This window comes from Streptomyces sp. NPDC059398, assembly GCF_042751845.1.
Taxonomy (GTDB): Bacteria; Actinomycetota; Actinomycetes; order Streptomycetales; family Streptomycetaceae; genus Streptomyces.
Genome location: NZ_JBHYWP010000059.1, coordinates 1 through 17,547 on the forward strand (window position 1 = coordinate 1; position 17,547 = coordinate 17,547).

9 protein-coding genes are annotated in these 17,547 nt (G+C 72.9%); 7 read left to right on the forward strand and 2 right to left on the reverse strand.

Annotated elements, in window-relative coordinates; genetic code table 11:
* Positions 1 to 76: 76 nt before the first annotated feature.
* Together ACFXBC_RS20940 and ACFXBC_RS20945 are read right to left on the reverse strand one after the other, a co-directional pair.
* Entirely contained in the window at positions 77 to 1,186 is a 1,110-nt protein-coding gene (locus ACFXBC_RS20940; protein WP_385026291.1) for a 3-dehydroquinate synthase II family protein, read from the reverse strand.
* Positions 1,187 to 1,211: 25 nt separating this feature from the next.
* Complete coding sequence (locus tag ACFXBC_RS20945) at positions 1,212 to 2,051, reverse strand: 2-amino-3,7-dideoxy-D-threo-hept-6-ulosonate synthase (RefSeq protein ID WP_385026294.1); 840 nt, start codon at positions 2,049 to 2,051, stop codon at positions 1,212 to 1,214.
* A gap of 251 nt (positions 2,052 to 2,302) precedes the next feature.
* Between ACFXBC_RS20945 and ACFXBC_RS20950 the strand changes: the two genes are divergently transcribed.
* The 7 genes from ACFXBC_RS20950 to ACFXBC_RS20980 all read left to right on the forward strand — a co-directional run bounded on the left by ACFXBC_RS20950 (position 2,303) and on the right by ACFXBC_RS20980 (position 17,437).
* Positions 2,303 to 3,319 (forward strand): Rieske 2Fe-2S domain-containing protein, encoded by a 1,017-nt coding sequence (locus ACFXBC_RS20950; RefSeq protein WP_385026297.1) that lies wholly within the window; start codon positions 2,303 to 2,305, stop codon positions 3,317 to 3,319.
* Positions 3,320 to 3,400: 81 nt separating this feature from the next.
* Positions 3,401 to 4,348: a PDR/VanB family oxidoreductase gene (locus ACFXBC_RS20955; RefSeq protein WP_385026300.1), complete on the forward strand. Its 948-nt coding sequence runs from the start codon at positions 3,401 to 3,403 to the stop codon at positions 4,346 to 4,348.
* 43 nt (positions 4,349 to 4,391) lie between these two features.
* Positions 4,392 to 7,487: an amino acid adenylation domain-containing protein gene (locus ACFXBC_RS20960; RefSeq protein WP_385026303.1), complete on the forward strand. Its 3,096-nt coding sequence runs from the start codon at positions 4,392 to 4,394 to the stop codon at positions 7,485 to 7,487.
* A gap of 27 nt (positions 7,488 to 7,514) precedes the next feature.
* Positions 7,515 to 14,033, forward strand: a complete 6,519-nt coding sequence (locus ACFXBC_RS20965) for an amino acid adenylation domain-containing protein (RefSeq protein ID WP_385026306.1) — start codon at positions 7,515 to 7,517, stop codon at positions 14,031 to 14,033.
* Positions 14,030 to 15,007 (forward strand): 2,3-diaminopropionate biosynthesis protein SbnA, encoded by a 978-nt coding sequence (gene sbnA / locus ACFXBC_RS20970; protein WP_385026309.1) that lies wholly within the window; start codon positions 14,030 to 14,032, stop codon positions 15,005 to 15,007. Before ACFXBC_RS20965 ends, sbnA begins: the two co-directional genes overlap by 4 nt.
* Positions 15,001 to 16,278, forward strand: coding sequence for an MFS transporter (locus tag ACFXBC_RS20975; protein WP_385026312.1), 1,278 nt, complete (start codon positions 15,001 to 15,003; stop codon positions 16,276 to 16,278). The genes sbnA and ACFXBC_RS20975 overlap by 7 nt, the downstream gene beginning before the upstream one ends.
* Positions 16,250 to 17,437 (forward strand): ATP-grasp domain-containing protein, encoded by a 1,188-nt coding sequence (locus ACFXBC_RS20980; protein ID WP_385026315.1) that lies wholly within the window; start codon positions 16,250 to 16,252, stop codon positions 17,435 to 17,437. The genes ACFXBC_RS20975 and ACFXBC_RS20980 overlap by 29 nt, the downstream gene beginning before the upstream one ends.
* Positions 17,438 to 17,547: the final 110 nt, after the last annotated feature.

Sequence of the window (17,547 nt, forward strand, 5' to 3'; positions counted from 1 at the left end):
GACCTGTAGAAGGTCGTCCGGGCCGGCGTCGTCGGTGGGCCGCGCTGCGGGCCCGGTCCTGCCGGGCCCGGTCCTGCTACTGCTCGTGGAGGAACTCGCGGATGGGGTAGCCGACATGGCGCTGGTCGGTCAGCGAGTATCCGAGGATCACATCGCCGGGCTTCAGCTCGGTGATGTTGTGGACGCTCCCGCCGGGGCCGAGCACCCTTACGTGCCAGTCGTCCTGGGCGATGACGTTCACGGTGTTCCCGGACGGCGACTGCGCCTCGATCAGCAGCATCGGACGGCTCTCCATCTTGGTCCGGCCCACCACGATGCGCCGGGTGTTGCCCTCGGTGTCGACGGCCAGCAGCTCGGAGCCCGCCCGGAGTTCCGCCAGGTAGCGCGTGCGGTTCTCCGGGGTGAGGGAGTAGGAGTGCAGCGCCGCCGCGTTCACCCGGAACGGGCGGGTCGGCATGTAGGGGAGCGGGTGCGTCTCGCTGCTCACCAGGATCATGCCGGTGGCGTAGGAGCCGACGAGGATGCCCTCGTTCTGCCGGAAGTGCGTGCAGGTGTCGACGCACACCCGGTCGCCGAGCCCGAGGTGCGCGAGCCGGGTGACGGTCAGGTGCTCCAGCTGCAGCTGCTCGGAGGTCTCCTGGCACACCTCCGTGAGCGTCGTGGCCTCGCCCACCGCCGTGGGGTTGAGCAGGACGCCCTCGGGGCCGCGCTCCAGGACGCCCAGGGTGATCTCCGCGTCCTCCAGATCGGCGACGACGGTGACCAGGTTGCCGAGGGCCTTGTCGGTGGCGCCGAGCAGGATCTCCAGCGGGATCTTGCTCGGGTCCTGCTGGAAGTCGACCAGGGTCCAGGCGGACTTCGACGCCACGGCGCAGGCGATGTCGAGGGTCTCCTCGCCGGTGACGGTGACGTACACGCCCTGCTGCGCCTCTTCGAGGCGGGGCGACAGCTTGCCCAGCATGGTGTGGTCGACCACCAGCAGGTCGGCGGCCTCCGCCAGCTTCTCCGCGATGGCCTGCGGGGTCTGCGGCAGGACGAGGCCGACCTTGCGTTTCGACGGTGGGATGGTGGCGAGCAGTTCGGGATCGTCCGAGACGAATCCCTCGATGCCGATGTGCACTGCCTCCTCCACCACGGCTGCGGTGATGTCCTTGAGGCCGCGCAGATCGATCCAGGCGAGCTTCATCGGGTGCTCCTTCGGGGTCGGCGGTTCAGAGTCGGGCGGGTGCGGTGAGCAGGGGTGCGGAGAGTCCGGAGGCCGGGAGGTCCGGCCCGCCGGCGAGGTGTACGGCATCGGAGATGCGGCGGACGGTACGGGCGGGCTGGGCGGATTCGAAGACGTTCCGCCCCATCGCCACGCCCAGCGCGCCCGAGGCCACGACGTCCCCGACGACCTTCGCCAGCCGCTCGTCGTCGCCGAGCGGGGCGCCGCCCGCGGTGATGATGCCGATCGGGCAGCTCGCGACCACATCGGCCATGGTGTCGACCGATCCCGTGTAGGGGACCTTGGCGATGTCGGCGCCGAGGTCGGCGGCCAGGTTCGCCGCGTGGGCGACGAGTCCGGGGTCGGTGGGGTCGGTGACCCGCGGGCCGCGCGGGTAGACCATGGCCAGCAGCGGCAGCCCCCAGCGCGCGCAGCCCTCGGCGGCCCGTGCCAGGTCGGTGAGCTGTCCCGCCTCGGTGTCCGAACCCATGTTGATGTGGATGCTGACGGCGTCGGCGCCGAGCTCCAGCGCCTCTTCGACCTCGGCGAGCCGGACCTTGGCGTTCGCGTCGGGGGCGTGCCGGGTGATGCCGTTCAGATGGATCACCAGCGCCGTGTCGCGGAACACCTCGCGGGGGAGGAAGCGCATACGCCCCTTGTGGACCAGCAGGGCGTCGGCGCCGTTCCCGCTGATCGCCAGGGCGATCTTCCGGAACGCCGCCACCGGTGCCACGGGACCGTCGGCCACGGAGTGGTCGAGCGGCACGACGAAGGTTCGGCCCGAGACCGGATTGATCAGCCTGCTCAATCGCAAGCTCTTTCCGAGTGAATGCTGAGCCATTTCCATGGCGCGTCCTCTCGCCTAGTTGGGCATGGGCCAAGAGAAATGGTTCGGTCTTTGCCGTGTCAAGTGCCAATATCCAGGCCCCTGTTGGGTGCCGCGAATGTTTGACAGGGCGAATCGCATGCGTAATGTTGTTGCCCGTCGCATTGCGCCGGGCCGGTCGGCGAGCCCCCAAAGTGTGGGCGCCGATATGGAGTTGCCGACCGATTGATCTGTAGCCCGTAGTGCGCTTCACTGAGAGCCAGGGGAGTTCCATGAGTGCGTTTCCGCAGAACCATTGGTATGTCGCCGCCTGGAGCACGGAAGTCGGCAGGGAGCTGCTGGGCAGGACGATCTGCGGGGAGCCGGTGGTGTTCTACCGCACCCGCGACGGCCGGCCGGTGGCGCTGACCGACCGCTGTGTGCACCGCCGCTACCCCTTGTCGCTGGGACGTCTCGACGAGGACGGCATCGAGTGCGGCTACCACGGCTTTGTCTTCGACTGCTCCGGGTCCTGCACCTTCGTGCCAGGTCAGGAGCGCATTCCGCGGACGGCACGGGTGCCCGGATACCAGCTGGTCGAGCGTGACAAGTGGATCTGGATCTGGATCGGCGACCAGAGCAAGGCCGATCCCGCGCTGGTGCCCGACGCGCACTGGCTCGACGACCCGGCCTGGACGTCCGTCGAGGACATGGCCTACTCGCCGTTCCGCTACGGGCTGCTCATGGACAATCTCATGGACCTCTCCCACGAGTCCTATCTGCACGCCGGTCTGATCGGGACCCCGGAAATCGCCCGTACTCCGTTCACGACCGATGTCGATCACGAGCAGCACCGTGTCTCGTTCTCGCGGCACATGGAATCCGTGGAATGCCCGCCGTTCTACGAGAGGACCACGGGATTCACCACGCCGATCGACCGCTGGCAGGACGTGGAATTCCTGCCGCCCGCTTTCTGGGTCAACAATGTGCGGGTCGCGCCGCACGGAGTTCCGGACACGGGGGAAGGGGATGAAAGGGCCGCACACGTGAAGATCATTCACGGCCTCACCCCGGAGACCGAGAACAGCACCTGGGATTTCTGGGCCGTGACGAGGGACTTCGCCCTGGACGACGAATCGGTCAGTCACACACTGCTGACGCTCAACCAGGAGGTCGTGCAGCAGGACCTGGACGCGCTCACGGTACTCGAAACCGTGGTCGCCAGCGAGCCGCCGGGGACCCAGGAGCTCAGCGTGGCCATCGACGCCGGGGGACTCGCCGCCCGCGAGATGTTCCGCAAGCTCCTCTAGGCGCCCGGCCGCCCGGCCGCCCGGCCGCTTCCTTCCCGACGTTCCCGAGCCCTGCCCAACCGCGACACGGAGAGCAGACAGATGCAAGGCGACGCATTCGATGTGGTGGTCCGCGCGCGGACCCGACTCGCCCGTTCCGTAGTGGAGTTCGAGCTGGCGGCCCCGGCGGGCTCCCTCCCCGCCGGGACACCGGGCGCGCATATCGACCTGGAGCTGCCCTCGGGGAGGGTCAGGCAGTACTCGCTGTACTCCGGGTCCGGCGTGCCCGGGACCTGGCGCATCGCCGTGCTCCGCGAGGACGCAGGGCGCGGCGGGTCGGCGGAACTGCACGACGAGGTGGCAGTGGGGACACGGCTGCGGGCGGTGGGCCCGCGCAACCGCTTCCCCCTGCACCCGTCCGGCGCGTATCTGTTCATCGCGGGCGGTATCGGGATCACCCCGCTGCTGCCCATGGTGGAGCAGGCCGAACAGCGGGGCGCACAGTGGCAGTTGGTGTACGGAGGCAGGAGCCGGGAGTCGATGGCCTTCCTCCCCCGCCTCGCCCGGTACGGCGAGAAGGTCCGGGTCGTACCGCAGGACACCGAGGGGCTGCCCCGCATCGACACACTCCTGTCCGGCCTGCCCGACGGCGCGCTCGTCTACTGCTGCGGGCCCCAGGGCCTGCTGGACGCGGTCGGCGACCGCTGCTCCGCGATGCCCCCGGGATCGCTGCACACCGAGCGGTTCACGCCGACCGGTGAACGGCCGGCGGACAGCGGGGGTACGGCGTTCGACGCCGTACTGGAGCGCTCGGGGCGGACCGTACGGGTGCCCGCCGGGACCTCCGTGCTGCAAGCGGTCCGCGACGCGGGTGTCGCGGTGCTCGCCTCCTGCGAGGAGGGCACCTGCGGCACCTGCGAGACCGGGGTGCTGGGCGGGGTTCCCGAACACCGCGACACCCTCCTGACGGCCGACGAGCGGGCCGCCAACGATCTGATGCTCATCTGCGTGTCCCGCTCGCACACGCCCCAACTCGTCCTCGACCTGTGAACACCGGCCAACGGCCCGCAGATTCGCGTCAGGAGAGCCACCGATGAACACACCACCGTCCTGGGACAGCCGGATCGAGGACTGCTTCAGGGAACAGGTGGCCGCCCGGCCGGCCGCCACCGCCCTGGTGGACGGCCCGCTCCGGCTGACCTACCGGGAGCTGTACGAGCGGGCGGCCACGGCCGCCGCGGGACTGCGGCGGCTCGGTGTGGAGCGGGAGACACCCGTCGGCCTGGCCTTCGACCGCTCGGCCGACGCCGTCGTCGCCATGCTGGCCGTGGTACTGGCGGGCGGCGCCTATGTCCCCCTCGACCCCGGGTATCCGGCGGACCGGCTGCGGCACATCGTGACGGCCACCGGTCTGCGGATCCTGGTCTGCGCGCCCGGGGAGCGCGAGCGGCTCGCGGCTGCGGGAGCGGACTCCGTACCGGACCTGGCGAGTCTGCTGGCGCTGGGCGAGCGCCCCGACGACCGGTCGCCGGACGCCCCGCGTGGAAGGTCCCCGCTCGCCTACACCATGTTCACCTCCGGCTCCACCGGCCGGCCCAAGGGGGTGATGGTCGAGCACTGCGGTGTGCTCCGCCTGGTCAAGGACACCGACTACGTCGACCTCTCGCCCGACCGGCGGGTGCTGCACGCGGCCTCGCCCGCCTTCGACGCGGCCACCTTCGAGATCTGGGGCGCGCTGCTGAACGGGGCGTCCCTGCACATCGTCGACCGCGAGACGGCCGTGGTGCCCGGGCTGTTCGCCGCCGCGGTCCGCGAACAGGCCATCACCGACGCCTGGATCACGGCGCCGCTCTTCCACCGGATCGCAGACGAGGACCCTACTGCCTTCGCCCCTCTGCGCACCCTGCTGACCGGTGGTGACGTCGTATCACCCGGCCATGTGGCGAAGGTGCTGGCCGCCGCCCCCGGGCTGACCGTGATCAACGGGTACGGACCGACCGAGAACACCACCTTCACCACCACCTTCGCGGTGCCCCGCGGCCACAGCGGGCCGCTCCCGATCGGCCGCCCGCTCCCCGGCACCACCGTGCTGGTCTGCGACGAGCAGGGCCGGCCGGTGGAGCCCGGCACCGTCGGTGAGCTGTACACCGCGGGCCGCGGTCTGGCCCGCGGGTATCTGGGCGAACCCGGGCTGACCGTACGGAAGTTCGTACAGGTCGCCGGGGTACGCCACTACCGCACCGGGGATCTGGTGCACACCGGCCCCGACGGCCTCCTGTACTTCCACGGACGCCAGGACGACCAGGTGAAGATCCGTGGCCATCTGGTCGAGCTCGCCGAGGTCGACGCCGCGCTGCGGGCCCTGCCCGGGGTCCGTGACGCCGTCGCGCACGTGCTCGGCGGGGCGGGGGAGGAGCGCACGCTGGCCGCCTATGTCGTGGCGCCGGGACAGGATCCGGCGCAGCTGCGGCGGACCCTGCGGGAGCGGCTGCCGGACTATCTCTGCCCCGACCGGTTCGTCCCGCTGGACCGGCTGCCTCTCACCGAGAACGGCAAGGTGCGCCGGAGCGCGCTGCCCGCTCCGGGGCCGCGGCACTCCGGCGCCGGAGCGGCCGGCCTCACCGGGCCCCAGCGCGCTCTGGCCGACACCTGGGCGCAGGTGCTCGGACTGCCCCCGGGGAGCATCGGCCCGCAGGACGACTTCACCGGCCTCGGCGGCAACTCGCTGCGGCTGGGCACCCTGCTCGGCCGTCTGAGCCGCGACCACGGGGTGCGCCTGGGCTTCGCCGAGGCCTTCGCGGCCCGCACGCTCGCGGAGATGGCGCAGGCGGTGGCCGCGGCCGGTGACGCCCCCGCGCCCGCCGTCCCGCCGCTCGCCCCGGGCACCTCCGCGCCCCTCCACCCGCAGCAGCGGGGGCTGTTCGCCATCTGGCAGGCCGACCCGGACTCCCTCGCGTACAACGTGCCCGTCCGTATCGACCTGACAGGCCCGCTGGACGAGGAACGGCTCAGGGCCGCCCTGACCACCCTGGTCGCCCGGCACGACGCGCTCCGGATGCGGTTCACGGTCGACGCGTCCGGCGGCGTACGGCAGACTCCGGGAAGCCCGGGCGAGCCGGAGTTCGTCCGCCACCGCGCACCGGCCCCGGGGGCCGTCGCCCGGTTCGTACGGCCCTTCCGGCCGGACGGCGAACCCCTGCTGCGGGCCCTGCTGGTGCCCGGAGAAGGTCCGGACCGGCACACCCTCTACCTCGACACCCACCATGTGGTCTTCGACGGGGTCTCGCTGCGCACCCTGGCCGCCGAACTGCTCGCCCTCTGCACCGGAACCCCCCTGCCGGAACCGGCCGTCGGCTACGCGGAAGCCGCCGGATGGGCCCATGACCGGCTGGAGAGCGGGGCCTGCGCGGCGGACGAGGCGTACTGGGTACGGCAGCTCGCCCACGCCCCGCAGGAGCCGGTCCTGCCGGTCGACCGGGAGCGCGGGCCCGTCAGGGCCGTGGCGGGCGCGGTGGTGCGGCGGGCCCTGGGCGCCGCGGAGTGCCGGGAGGTGCGGGCCGCGGCCCGCCGCCACGGCACCACCGCGTTCGGCGTGCTGTTCGCCGCGTACGCCGCCACCCTGGCCCGGATCTCCGGACGGCAGGACCTGGTGATCGGCACCCCCACCAGCGGCCGGACCCATCCGCAGCTGGACACCGTGGTCGGCATGCTCGTCAACACCGCCTGTCTGCGCGTACGCCTGCCGGACGGCTGCACGCTCGGCGGGCTCGTCGGCCAGGCCGACCGGCTCGCCCGGGAGGCGCTCAGCCACCAGGACTACCCCTTCGAACGGCTGGTGCACCGCCTCGCGGCCACCCCCGGGCCCGGCCGCAACCCGCTCTTCGACGTGATGTTCGCCCTCCAGGACATCGACTTCCACACCTTCGCCACGGAGAGCCTGCACGCCCGGGTGGAGCTGCTGAACCCCGGCACCACCCGCTTCGACCTCAACCTCCAGGCGTATCTGCGGCCGGACGGGCTGCTGCTGGACCTGGAGTACGCGACCGGCCTCTACGACGCCTCATCGGCCGGCTACCTGCTCGACGCGTACCTCACGACCCTCACCGATCTGCTGGAGCGCCCGGACGAGCCGGTGGCCCGCACCGCCACGGCCACGCCGCCCGCGCCCGTCCCGGACTTCGACTTCTGAAGGACCTTGCGAAATGAAGGACTTCTCATGACGACCACGTTCCACCAGAGCCGCACCGTCCAGAGCTTCCCCGAGCAGGCCCAGTACTGGCAGACGCTGCTGGCCGGCTGGGAGCACCCGACCGTGCTGCCGCGCGACTACCTGGGCCGGTCCGCCGACCCGTCCCTGGCCACCGTCTCCGTACCGCTGGACCCGGAGGCGGCCGGGCGGGTGCTGTCGCTGAGCCGCGGCGAACCGGCCCTGGTCCGGGTGGTCTGCACCGCCCTGCTCGCGGTACTCGCCGCCCGCGCCACCGACACCGAAGAGGTCCGGGTGGTCACCGCACGCCCGGCGACGGCTCCCGCGGACGGCGCCGCCTTCCCCGTCGGGCTCACGGTGCGCGGCCGGGACACCCTGCGGGACCTGCTCGGGGCGGCACGTGAGAGCTATGCGGAGGCCACCGCCCGGCTCGATGTGCCGGTGGCCCATCTGCTCCGCTCCGCCGGAGTGACCCCCACCGACTTCGCGGTCTGCGCGGGCGGCGACGTCACACCTTCCGAGACCGGTGAACTGGGCTGCGCGGTCCAGTGGGACGTCCGGCTGCACGCCCCCGCGCCCCGGCTCGACCTGCACTACCGGGACGACCTGTTCACCGCGGAGACCGCCCGGCGGCTGGCGGACACCTACGCCCGGCTGCTGGCGGAGGCACCGCGCACCCCGGACGAGCCCCTCGCCCCGCTGCTCGCGGCCGACCCGGCCGAACACGCTCTGATCGACGGGTTCAACGCCACCGCGGCCGACTACCCGCTCGACCAGCCGCTGCACCGCTTCCTGGAGCGCCGGGCCGCCGAAACACCCGGGCTGACCGCCATCCGCGACGACGGCACCACCTACGCCGAGCTCGACCGGCGCTCCAGCCAGCTCGCCCACCGGCTGCGGGCCGCAGGTGTGCGCACCGGGACCGTCGTGGGGGTCTGCCTGCCGCGCTCACCGCTGCTCCTCACCACCGTCTACGCCGTGCTCAAGGCGGGCGGCGCCTATCTGCCGCTCGACCCCTCGCTGCCCGCCAACCGCCTCGCGTACATGCTGGAACACAGCGGAACCCGCACCGTCCTGGGCGAGCCCGCCACCCGGGACGCGGTGCCGGGCGCCGGGACCTTCGTCGACGTGACCCTGCCGGGGACCTTCGACGGCGATGCGCCCGCGCCCGACAGCGGTACGGGCCCGGACGACCTCTGCTACGTCATCTACACCTCGGGCTCCACCGGGCGCCCCAAGGGCGTGGCCGTCGAGCACCGGGCCATCGTCAACCGGCTGCTCTGGATGCAGTCCGCCTATCCGCTGGACGAGCACGATGTCGTCCTGCACAAGACGCCCTTCACCTTCGACGTCTCGGTCTGGGAGATCTTCTGGTGGTCGCTGGCCGGGGCCTCGGTGTGCACCCTGCCGTCCGGACAGGAGAAGGAGCCGGCCCGGCTGGCCGCCCGGATTGCCGAACACTCCGTCACCACCATGCACTTCGTACCCTCGATGCTGCAGGCGTTCCTCCAGTACACCGAGGACCGGACGGACCGGCTCACCACCCTGCGCAGGGTGTTCGCCAGCGGTGAGGCGCTCGGCACCGCGCTCGCCGTCCGCTTCGCCGAGACGCTGACGGCCGCCACGGACGCGGCGCTCATCAATCTGTACGGGCCCACCGAGGCCGCCGTCGACGTCACCCACCAGCCCTGCGCGCAGACCGACCCCCGGCGCCCGGTCCCCATCGGGCGGCCCATCGCCAACCTGGCGCTGCGGGTGCGGACCAGGACAGGGGCGACGGCGCCCATCGGCACACCCGGTGAACTGTGCATCGGCGGCACGGGACTCGCCCGCGGCTATCTGCACGCGCCGGAGCTGACCGCCGAGCGGTTCACCGCCGACCCCGCGCTGCCGGGCGGACGCGGCTACCGCACCGGCGACCTGGCCCGCTGGCTGCCCGACGGCACCATCGAGTACCTGGGCCGCCTGGACACCCAGGTGAAGATCCGCGGCTACCGGATCGAGACGGGCGAGATCGAGCATGTCGCGGCGGGCGACCCGGCCGTCCGGGACTGCGCGGTGCTCGCGCGGACGGACGGCGCGGGGGACCGGTATCTGTGCCTCTACGCCGTGCCGGGGGAGGGGTTCTCGGAGGACCGGCTGCGCGCCCGGCTGGCCGCAGAGCTGCCCTCGTACATGCTTCCCCGGTATGTGGTCGCGGTCGACGCCATCCCCACCGGGCACAACGGGAAACGCGATCCCGCCCGGCTGCCGGAGCCCGAACGGGCCGCGGGCGACGGCGGGCAGGAGCCGTCGGGCCCGGTCGCCGGGACGCTGGCCGCGATCTGGTCGCGCGCCCTGGGCGTCGAGCGGGTGAGTACGACCGACAACTTCTTCGCACTCGGCGGCGACTCCATCAAGTTCGTACGGGTACTGGCCGAGGCCCGCGGGGCGGGGCTCGACTTCTCCTTCCAGGACCTGTTCGCCCACCCCACCATCGCCGAACTCGAACCCCGGGTGCGCCAGAGCGGCCCCGCGGCCGTCAGCACCGGCCCCGCCGGACTGCTCAGCTCTGCCGACACCCAACTGCTGCCGCCGGACGCGGTGGACGCCTGCCCGCTGTCTGCCCTCCAGTCCGGGCTGCTGTACGAGATCGACGCGGCGGGCGGCAAACCCGGCCTCTACCACGACATCGTCAGCTTCCGTATCGCGGACCCGCTCGACCTGGACCTCTTCCGGGAGGCCGCGGCGCGGCTGGCCGCCCACCACCCGATGCTGCGCACCTCCTTCCATGTGACGGGCTTCTCCGAGCCGCTCCAGATCGTCCACGCGGACGCCCCGGACCTGGTGGGCGTCACCGATCTGTCGGAGCTGGACGAAGCGGCCCAGGAGCGCGAGCTGGCCGCGTTCTACGGCGCGGAGACCGCCACCGGGTTCCGGCCGGGCGCGGTCGACCTGGTCCGGATCCGGCTCCATCTCCTCGGGGAGCGCGGCTTCCAGTACAGCCTCAGCTACCACGCGGCGGCCCTGGACGGCTGGAGCGTGAGCCTGGTGCACCGCGATCTGTTCGCCGCCTACACGGCGCTGCGCGCCGGGAGCGAACCGGACCTGGAAGCGCACGGCACGGGCTACCAGGACTTCGTCGCGCTGGAGCGCGAGGCGGTGGCCTCCGGCGAGCAGCGCGACTTCTGGCTCGGTCTGCTGGAGGACCACGAGGGCGGCCGGCTGCCCCGGCTCCCCGGCGCACTCGGCGACTCCGGCATCACGATGCACGATGTACCCCTGGCCGACCAGGTGTCGGCAGGTGTCCTGCGGGTCGCCGAGTCGCTGCGGGTGCCGGTCAAGACCGTGCTGATGGCCGCGCATGTGGCGGTGCTCGGTTTCGTCACCGGGACCGACGACGTACTCACCGGCTACGAGCACAGCGGCCGCCCCGAGGTCACCGGCGGGGACCGGCTGGCCGGGCTGTTCCTCAACACCCTGCCGTTCCGGGCGCGGATCACCGACGGCAGCTGGGCGGAGCTGATCCGCACCGTCTACCGTGCGGAGACCGGACTGCTGCCGCACCGGCGCTACCCGATGGGCGAGATGAAGCGCCTGCTGGGCCGCCGGGAGCCGCTCTTCGAGGCGATCTTCAACTTCACCCACTTCCATGTCCTGGACGATCTGCGCGGCGAGCACGGCGTCACCCTGGTGCGCAGCCAGGTCGCCAGCGAGACCGAGTTCCCGTTCCGGGCCGAGTTCTGGCAGGACGCCTTCACCGACCGGGTCCAGCTCGCCCTGCACTACCGGCGCAGCGACTTCCCCGCCGAGCAGATCGGGCGGATCGCCGGATACTACGCACGCGCCCTCGAAGAGCTGGTCCGTGACCCGGAGGCCCGCCACCGCGCCGCCGTGCTCCTCGGAGACGACGAACTGCGCCAGCTCACAACGGAGTTCACCGGGCCCCGGCGGGAGCTGCCCGCCGGAACCGCCCTGGATCTCTTCGACGCCCAGGTACGGGCCCGCCCGGACGCCGTCGCCGTACGGCACGGCGGATCGCAGCTCGGCTACCGCGAACTCGACGCGCTGTCCGCCCGGTTGGCGGCCCAGCTGCGGGCGGCCGGTGTGCGTAACGGTGATGTCGTCGCCGTGCCCATGGACCGCGGGACCGACTGGGCCGTCGCCGTGCTCGCCGTCCTCAGGTCCGGTGGCGTCTATCTGCCGCAGGACCCGGCCGACCCGGTCGCCCGGCTGGCCGCCATGGTGCGGCGTGCCGGATGCCGTCATGTGCTGACCGGCTCCCGCCACCAGCAGGCCCTGGGGAAGGGGCTGGCCGCCGAGCTGACGCCGGATGCCGGCGGGGCGCCGGGGGCCGCCGGGACGGCTGAGGCAACCGGGACGGTGGAGCTGCCCGCCGTACTCGCCTACGAGGAACTGCTCGACGCACCGGCGCCCGCGCACACCCCGGCCGTGTCCCCGGCCCCGGCGGACCCGGCGTACCTCATCTTCACCTCGGGCTCGACCGGAGAGCCCAAGGGCGCCCTGGTCCACCACCTGGGCCTGCTCAACCACCTGCTGGCCAAGACCGGCGAACTGGCGATGACCGAACGGGACCGTGTCGCACAGACCGCCACCCAGTGCTTCGACATCTCGCTCTGGCAGCTGCTGTCGGCCTGGCTCACCGGAGGCCGCACGGTGATCTTCGACTCCGGCCTGGTCACCGATCTGCCACGCTTCGCACGGACCCTGGAGGACGAGCGGATCAGCGTCCTGGAGGTGGTGCCCTCCTTCCTGGACGCCCTCATGTCCGAACTCGACGCCAGGCCACGGCCGTTGGAGAAGCTGCGCTGGAACCTCGTCACCGGCGAGGCGTTCCCGCCCGCGCTCAGCCACCGCTGGTTCGCCCGCTACGGCGTCCCCCTGGTGAACGCCTACGGGCCGACCGAGACCTCCGACGACATCACCCACCAGGTGGTCACCGCACCCGTGACCGGTGACCGGGTGCCCGTCGGGCGCGCCATCGCCAACACGGGTGTCCATGTGACAGGACCCGGCGACCGGCTGGTGCCCGTCGGCACCTACGGCGAAATCCTGGTGACCGGCACCGCGGTCGGGCTCGGCTACCTCAACGACCCGGACCGCACGGCTGCCGCCTTCCGGCCCAACACCCTCGACACCACGTCCGAACGGCTCTACCGCACCGGGGACATCGGCCGCTGGCTGCCCGGCGGCATACTCGACTGCGCCGGACGCGTGGACCACCAGACGAAGATCCGCGGGTTCCGGATCGAACTCAGCGAGGTGGAAGGGGCGCTGGCCCGCCTCCCGGGCGTCGACCACGCCGTCGCGCTGGTCCGCCGCGAACACGGCAGGGAGCTGCTGGTCGCCCACTACACCGGCGACGCCGAACCGGACCGCACCGCCTTCCGGGAGGCCCTCGCACCGACCCTGCCCGCGTACATGCTGCCGGACGCGGTGGACCGGGCGGACGCCTTCCCGGTCACCCGCAACGGCAAGGTGGACCGACGCGCCCTCGCCGCGAGGCCCCTCACCACGACCGCCGGGCCCGCGCCCGAACCGGCCGCCGACACGGCCGAGTCCGCCCTGGTGGACGCCTTCGCCGATGTGCTCGGCCTGCCCGCCGAAACCATCGGCGCCACCGGTGACTTCTTCGGTCTCGGCGGCCACTCGCTCGCCGCGATGCGGCTCGCCGCCCGGCTCCCCGGACCCCTCACCCTGCGCGACATCCTGGAATCGCCCACCCCCCGGGCCCTCGCCGCCCGGATCGCGGGCGGCGGCGCGGGCCGTGCGGAAGCGGCCGAAGGCGCGGACGGAACACTGACCGACCTCACGGCGGCTGCCGGGCTCAGCCCCGGGCCCGGCGCGGTCACCGTGGTCTGTGTGCCGTTCGCGGGCGGCGGGGCCGTCAGCTATCTGGCCTTCGCCAAGGCGCTGCACCGGGCGGGTCTGCCCGCCCGGGTCCTCGGCGTGGAGCCGGGCGGCGCCGGCGGCGGCGAACTGGCCGCCGCGATCGCCGCACGGTCCGGCGGCGCGCCGCTGGTCCTGCTCGGCCACTCGGCCGGCGCCGTCCGGGCGCTGAGCGCGGCACTGGCCCTGCGGGGTACCGGCAGCGAGCCCGCCCATGTGTTCGCGGTGGCCGCACTGCCCCAGCCGGACGGGGCCGCGGCGCCCGACCCGGACGAACCGCTGCGCCTCACCGACGGCGAGGTGACCCACTGGCTGGCGGCCCACACCGGTCTGGACATCGGCGAACTGGCCGAAGGGGAGCGGCGCCGCGTCATCGACGGGTTCCGCGCCGACGCCTCCGTCGCCGCCCGCTCCTGGCGCGATCTGTCCGCCCGCGGCGATGCCCGGCTGGACTGCCCGCTGACCGTGCTGCTCGCCGCCGACGATCCGCTGACGCGCGACCACGCCGAGCGCGTGCACGGCTGGGCGCGGTTCACCCGGAGCCTCGCGGTGGAGTTCTGCGGCGAGGGCGGCCACCACCTCAACGCGACACAGCCTCGGTTCCTCGCCGAGCAGATACGGAAGGCGGTCGGCCGGTGACGGCGCAGTGGGCCTACGAACTGGGGACGCCGGACGCCTTCGTCGAACTCCCGGGATTCGCACCCGGGTTCACCACCAGCGTGAAACTGGAGGGGCTGAATCCGGCGGGTTCGATCAAACTCAAGGCCGCCCGCGCCATGGTGGAGGCCGCCGAGGCGAAGGGCGTCCTGGGCCCCGGTACCCGGCTCATCGAGTCCACATCGGGGAACCTCGGCGTCGCGCTGGCCTCGGTGTGCGCCGCCAAGGGCTACCCCATCACCCTGGTGACCGACCCCAACGCCAACGAGCGCAGCATCCGCTTCATCCGGGCTCTCGGCGCCGAGGTGACGGTCGTCGGTGAACGCGACGCCATGGGCGGCTTCCTGCAGACCCGGATCGATCTGATCCACCGTCTGCTGGTGGACGACCCCAAGCTGGTCTGGCTCAACCAGTACGCGAATCCGGCCAATCCGGGCGCGCACCGGGACGGTACAGCGGCCGAGATCTTCACCCGCTTCGGCGAGCCCGACTGGCTCTTCGTGGGCACCGGCACCGGCGGCACCCTGATGGGCTGCGCCGAGTACGTACGCACCCATGGCGCGGCCACCCGGATCGTGGCGGTCGACACGGCCGGCTCGGTCACCTTCGGCGGGCCGCCCGCCCGGCGCTGGATCCCGGGTCTGGGGACCAGCCGCCGCCCGGAGATCTTCCAGGACGACGGCACCTTCGACAAGGTGCTGGTCGAGGAGCGCGACACCGTACGGATGTGCCGCCGGGTGGCCCGCGAGTACGGGCTGCTGCTCGGCGGCTCGTCCGGGACCGTGCTGGCCGCGGTGCAGGCGCTGCGGTCCACCGTCCCGGCCGGCAGCTCGGTCCTGGCCATCTCGCCCGATCTGGGGGACCGTTACCTCGAATCCGTCTACGACGACACCTGGGTACGGGAGCGCTTCGGCGTGGACGCGCTGCCCGCCCCCGAAGGGAGCAGCCCGTGGTGAGCAGCGCGGCCCCGCCGCTGACCTCCCGGCACCTGGTGGCGCTCGTGGTCGTCCGTGCGACGAGCTGTGCGGGGTTCTTCGCCGTACTGCCCTATCTGGGGCTGTGGCTGGTGGAAAGCCGCGGTCTCTCCGGCGCCGACGCCGGGCTTGTGGTCGGGGCGGCGATCCTGGCCAACCGGGCCGGGGGCGTGCTGATGGTGCCGCTGGTCCAGCGGATCGGGCTGAAGGCCTCGGTCGGCCTCGGCTATCTGGGCGCCGTCGCCGTGTTCACCCTGCTCGGCGCCGGGCTCTCGCTCCCGGTGGCCGGCTGGCTGGTGCTCGCCGCGCTGGCCGGGCTCTTCCTGGCGGCGGCGACCACGGCCATGAAGGCGCAGATCGCCGCCTTCGACGCGGGGCAGCGGCTGCGCGGATTCAGCTACCTCAACATGGCTGTCAACGCCGGTTCGGCCCTGGGGCCGCTGCTCGGCGGCCAGTTGCTGGAGTGGCACGCCGACCGGCTTCCGCTGGGCGCGGCGGCGCTCGACGCCGTGGCGCTGCTCGCGGTGCCCGCCCTGCCCGGCCGCTGGCGCGCGGCCGACCGCCCGGCCGGGGGAGGGGCACGTGAGAGGATCCTGCCCGGCCGCCGCTTCGCCGTCTTCTCGCTCCTGGTGTGCGGCACCTGGCTGGCGTACGCCCAGGTCTTCGACGTCCTGCCGACCTATCTGCACACCACCGTGAGCACCGGCCGGATCGGCCTGGTCTTCACGGTCAACGCCATTCTCGTCATCGTGCTCCAGGTGCCGGTCTCCGCCCTGTCGCGGCGCGTCCTCGCCCACCGGCGCGGCGGGTTCGGCCCGCTGTGCTGCGCGGCGAACGTGGTGCTCGCCGCAGCCGTGCTGCTGTTCGCCGCGGGGCGCTTCGGCGGCCTGGGCCTGGTGCTGGCCGCGATGGTGGTCTTCACCCTCTCGGAGCTCGTCTGGAGCCCGCTGTACGACGTCGAGGTCAGCGAGCGCAGGGGCGGTCTCTCCGCCACCGCCGCCTACGCGGTCGCCGGGGTCGCCTGGGGCGCCGCCGAGTCGGCCGGTGCGTGGCTCGGGCTGCTGCTGGTGGCAGGGGACGGCGGCGGCCACCAGGGGTGGCTGCTGCCCTCGATGCCGTACTGGGCCGCCGCCGCGCTTGCGCTCGTCACGGGGGCCGCGCTGCTGCGGGGGCGCGAGCGCCCCCGGGAACCGGATGAACACCGCGAGAACACAGGGAGTACTGATGAGGTGGATCTGCCTGCTCGGGCCTAGCCCCGGCGGAGCCAGGGCGGCCACGCTGCACGGCCGCGAGCTGGTGGTGCTGGTGCCGCCCGGTGTGGCGGTGCCCGCCGAGGTCGCCCGGCACGCGAGCCGGGTCGTCTTCGGCGGGATCACCCGGTACGAGGAGGCCCGGGAGACCGTGGACCGGCTCACCGCCGAACTCGGCCCGCCCGAACTGCTGCTGAGCTTCACCGAGTACGCGCAGGAGACCTGTGCGCGGATAGCCACGGAGCTGGGTCTGCCCTCGGTGTCGCCGCAGGCTGCGGCGATGACGCGGGACAAGGCCCGGATGCGCCACGCGCTGGCCTGCACCCCGTACGCCTGGCCTTATGTCACGGGCACGGCCCGGGAGGTGGCGGACGCGGTCACCGCGAGCCCGGAGGGGACCGCCTGGATCGTCAAGCCGGTGGACGGGGCCGGCAGCGGAGGGGTGGCGGCGCTGGGCTCCCGTGCGGCGGTGGCCGACTGGCTCGGCGGCGCCGACGGCACCCAGCTGTACATCGCGGAACACGAGGCGGGCGGGCCCGAGTTCAGTGTCGAGGCGGTCAGCGCGGCGGGGGAGCACACCATCCTCGCCGTCACCGCGAAGCAGACCACCGGCAGCCCCGGCTTCGTGGAGACCGGCCATGTCGTCCCGGCGCCCCTGGACGACCGGGAGACCGGCCTGCTGCACACGGCGGTCCGGTGTGTCCTGGACACCCTCGGTATCGAGTTCGGCGCCAGCCACACCGAGGTGCGGCTCGACCCCGGGCACGGCCCGGTCGTCATCGAGACCCACACCCGGGTCGGCGGCGACTGCATCCCCGAACTGGTCGAACTCGCCACGGGAGCCGACCAGTACGAGCGGTCCGTGGCCGCACTGCTCGGCACAGCACCGGCCCTGACGGCGGAGCCCGCGGCGGGCGCCGCGGCCATCGCCTTCGTGGTGCCGCCGGTGCCCGGACGGCTCAGGGGACTGGTCACCGGAGCCGCGGAGGGCGTCGTGCGCTGGGAGTTCGAGCACGGCATCGGTGCGGACATCGCCCCGGTGCGCAGTTCGGCGGACCGGCTCGGGTACGTCCTGGTCTCCGGAGCGGGCCCCGCCGAGGCCGCCGAGCGTGCCGCCAAGGCCGTCGCGGCCGTGGACGTGGTGGTGGACGACCGGGTCTGAACCGCCCCCACCCACGACTGACGCGCGGAGTGCCCCCCCCCCGGGCCAGGCCGGGTGGCGGGCCCCCCCCCCAGACTTAGCCCCGCGAGACCCCGCGGGGTTTTTAGTTG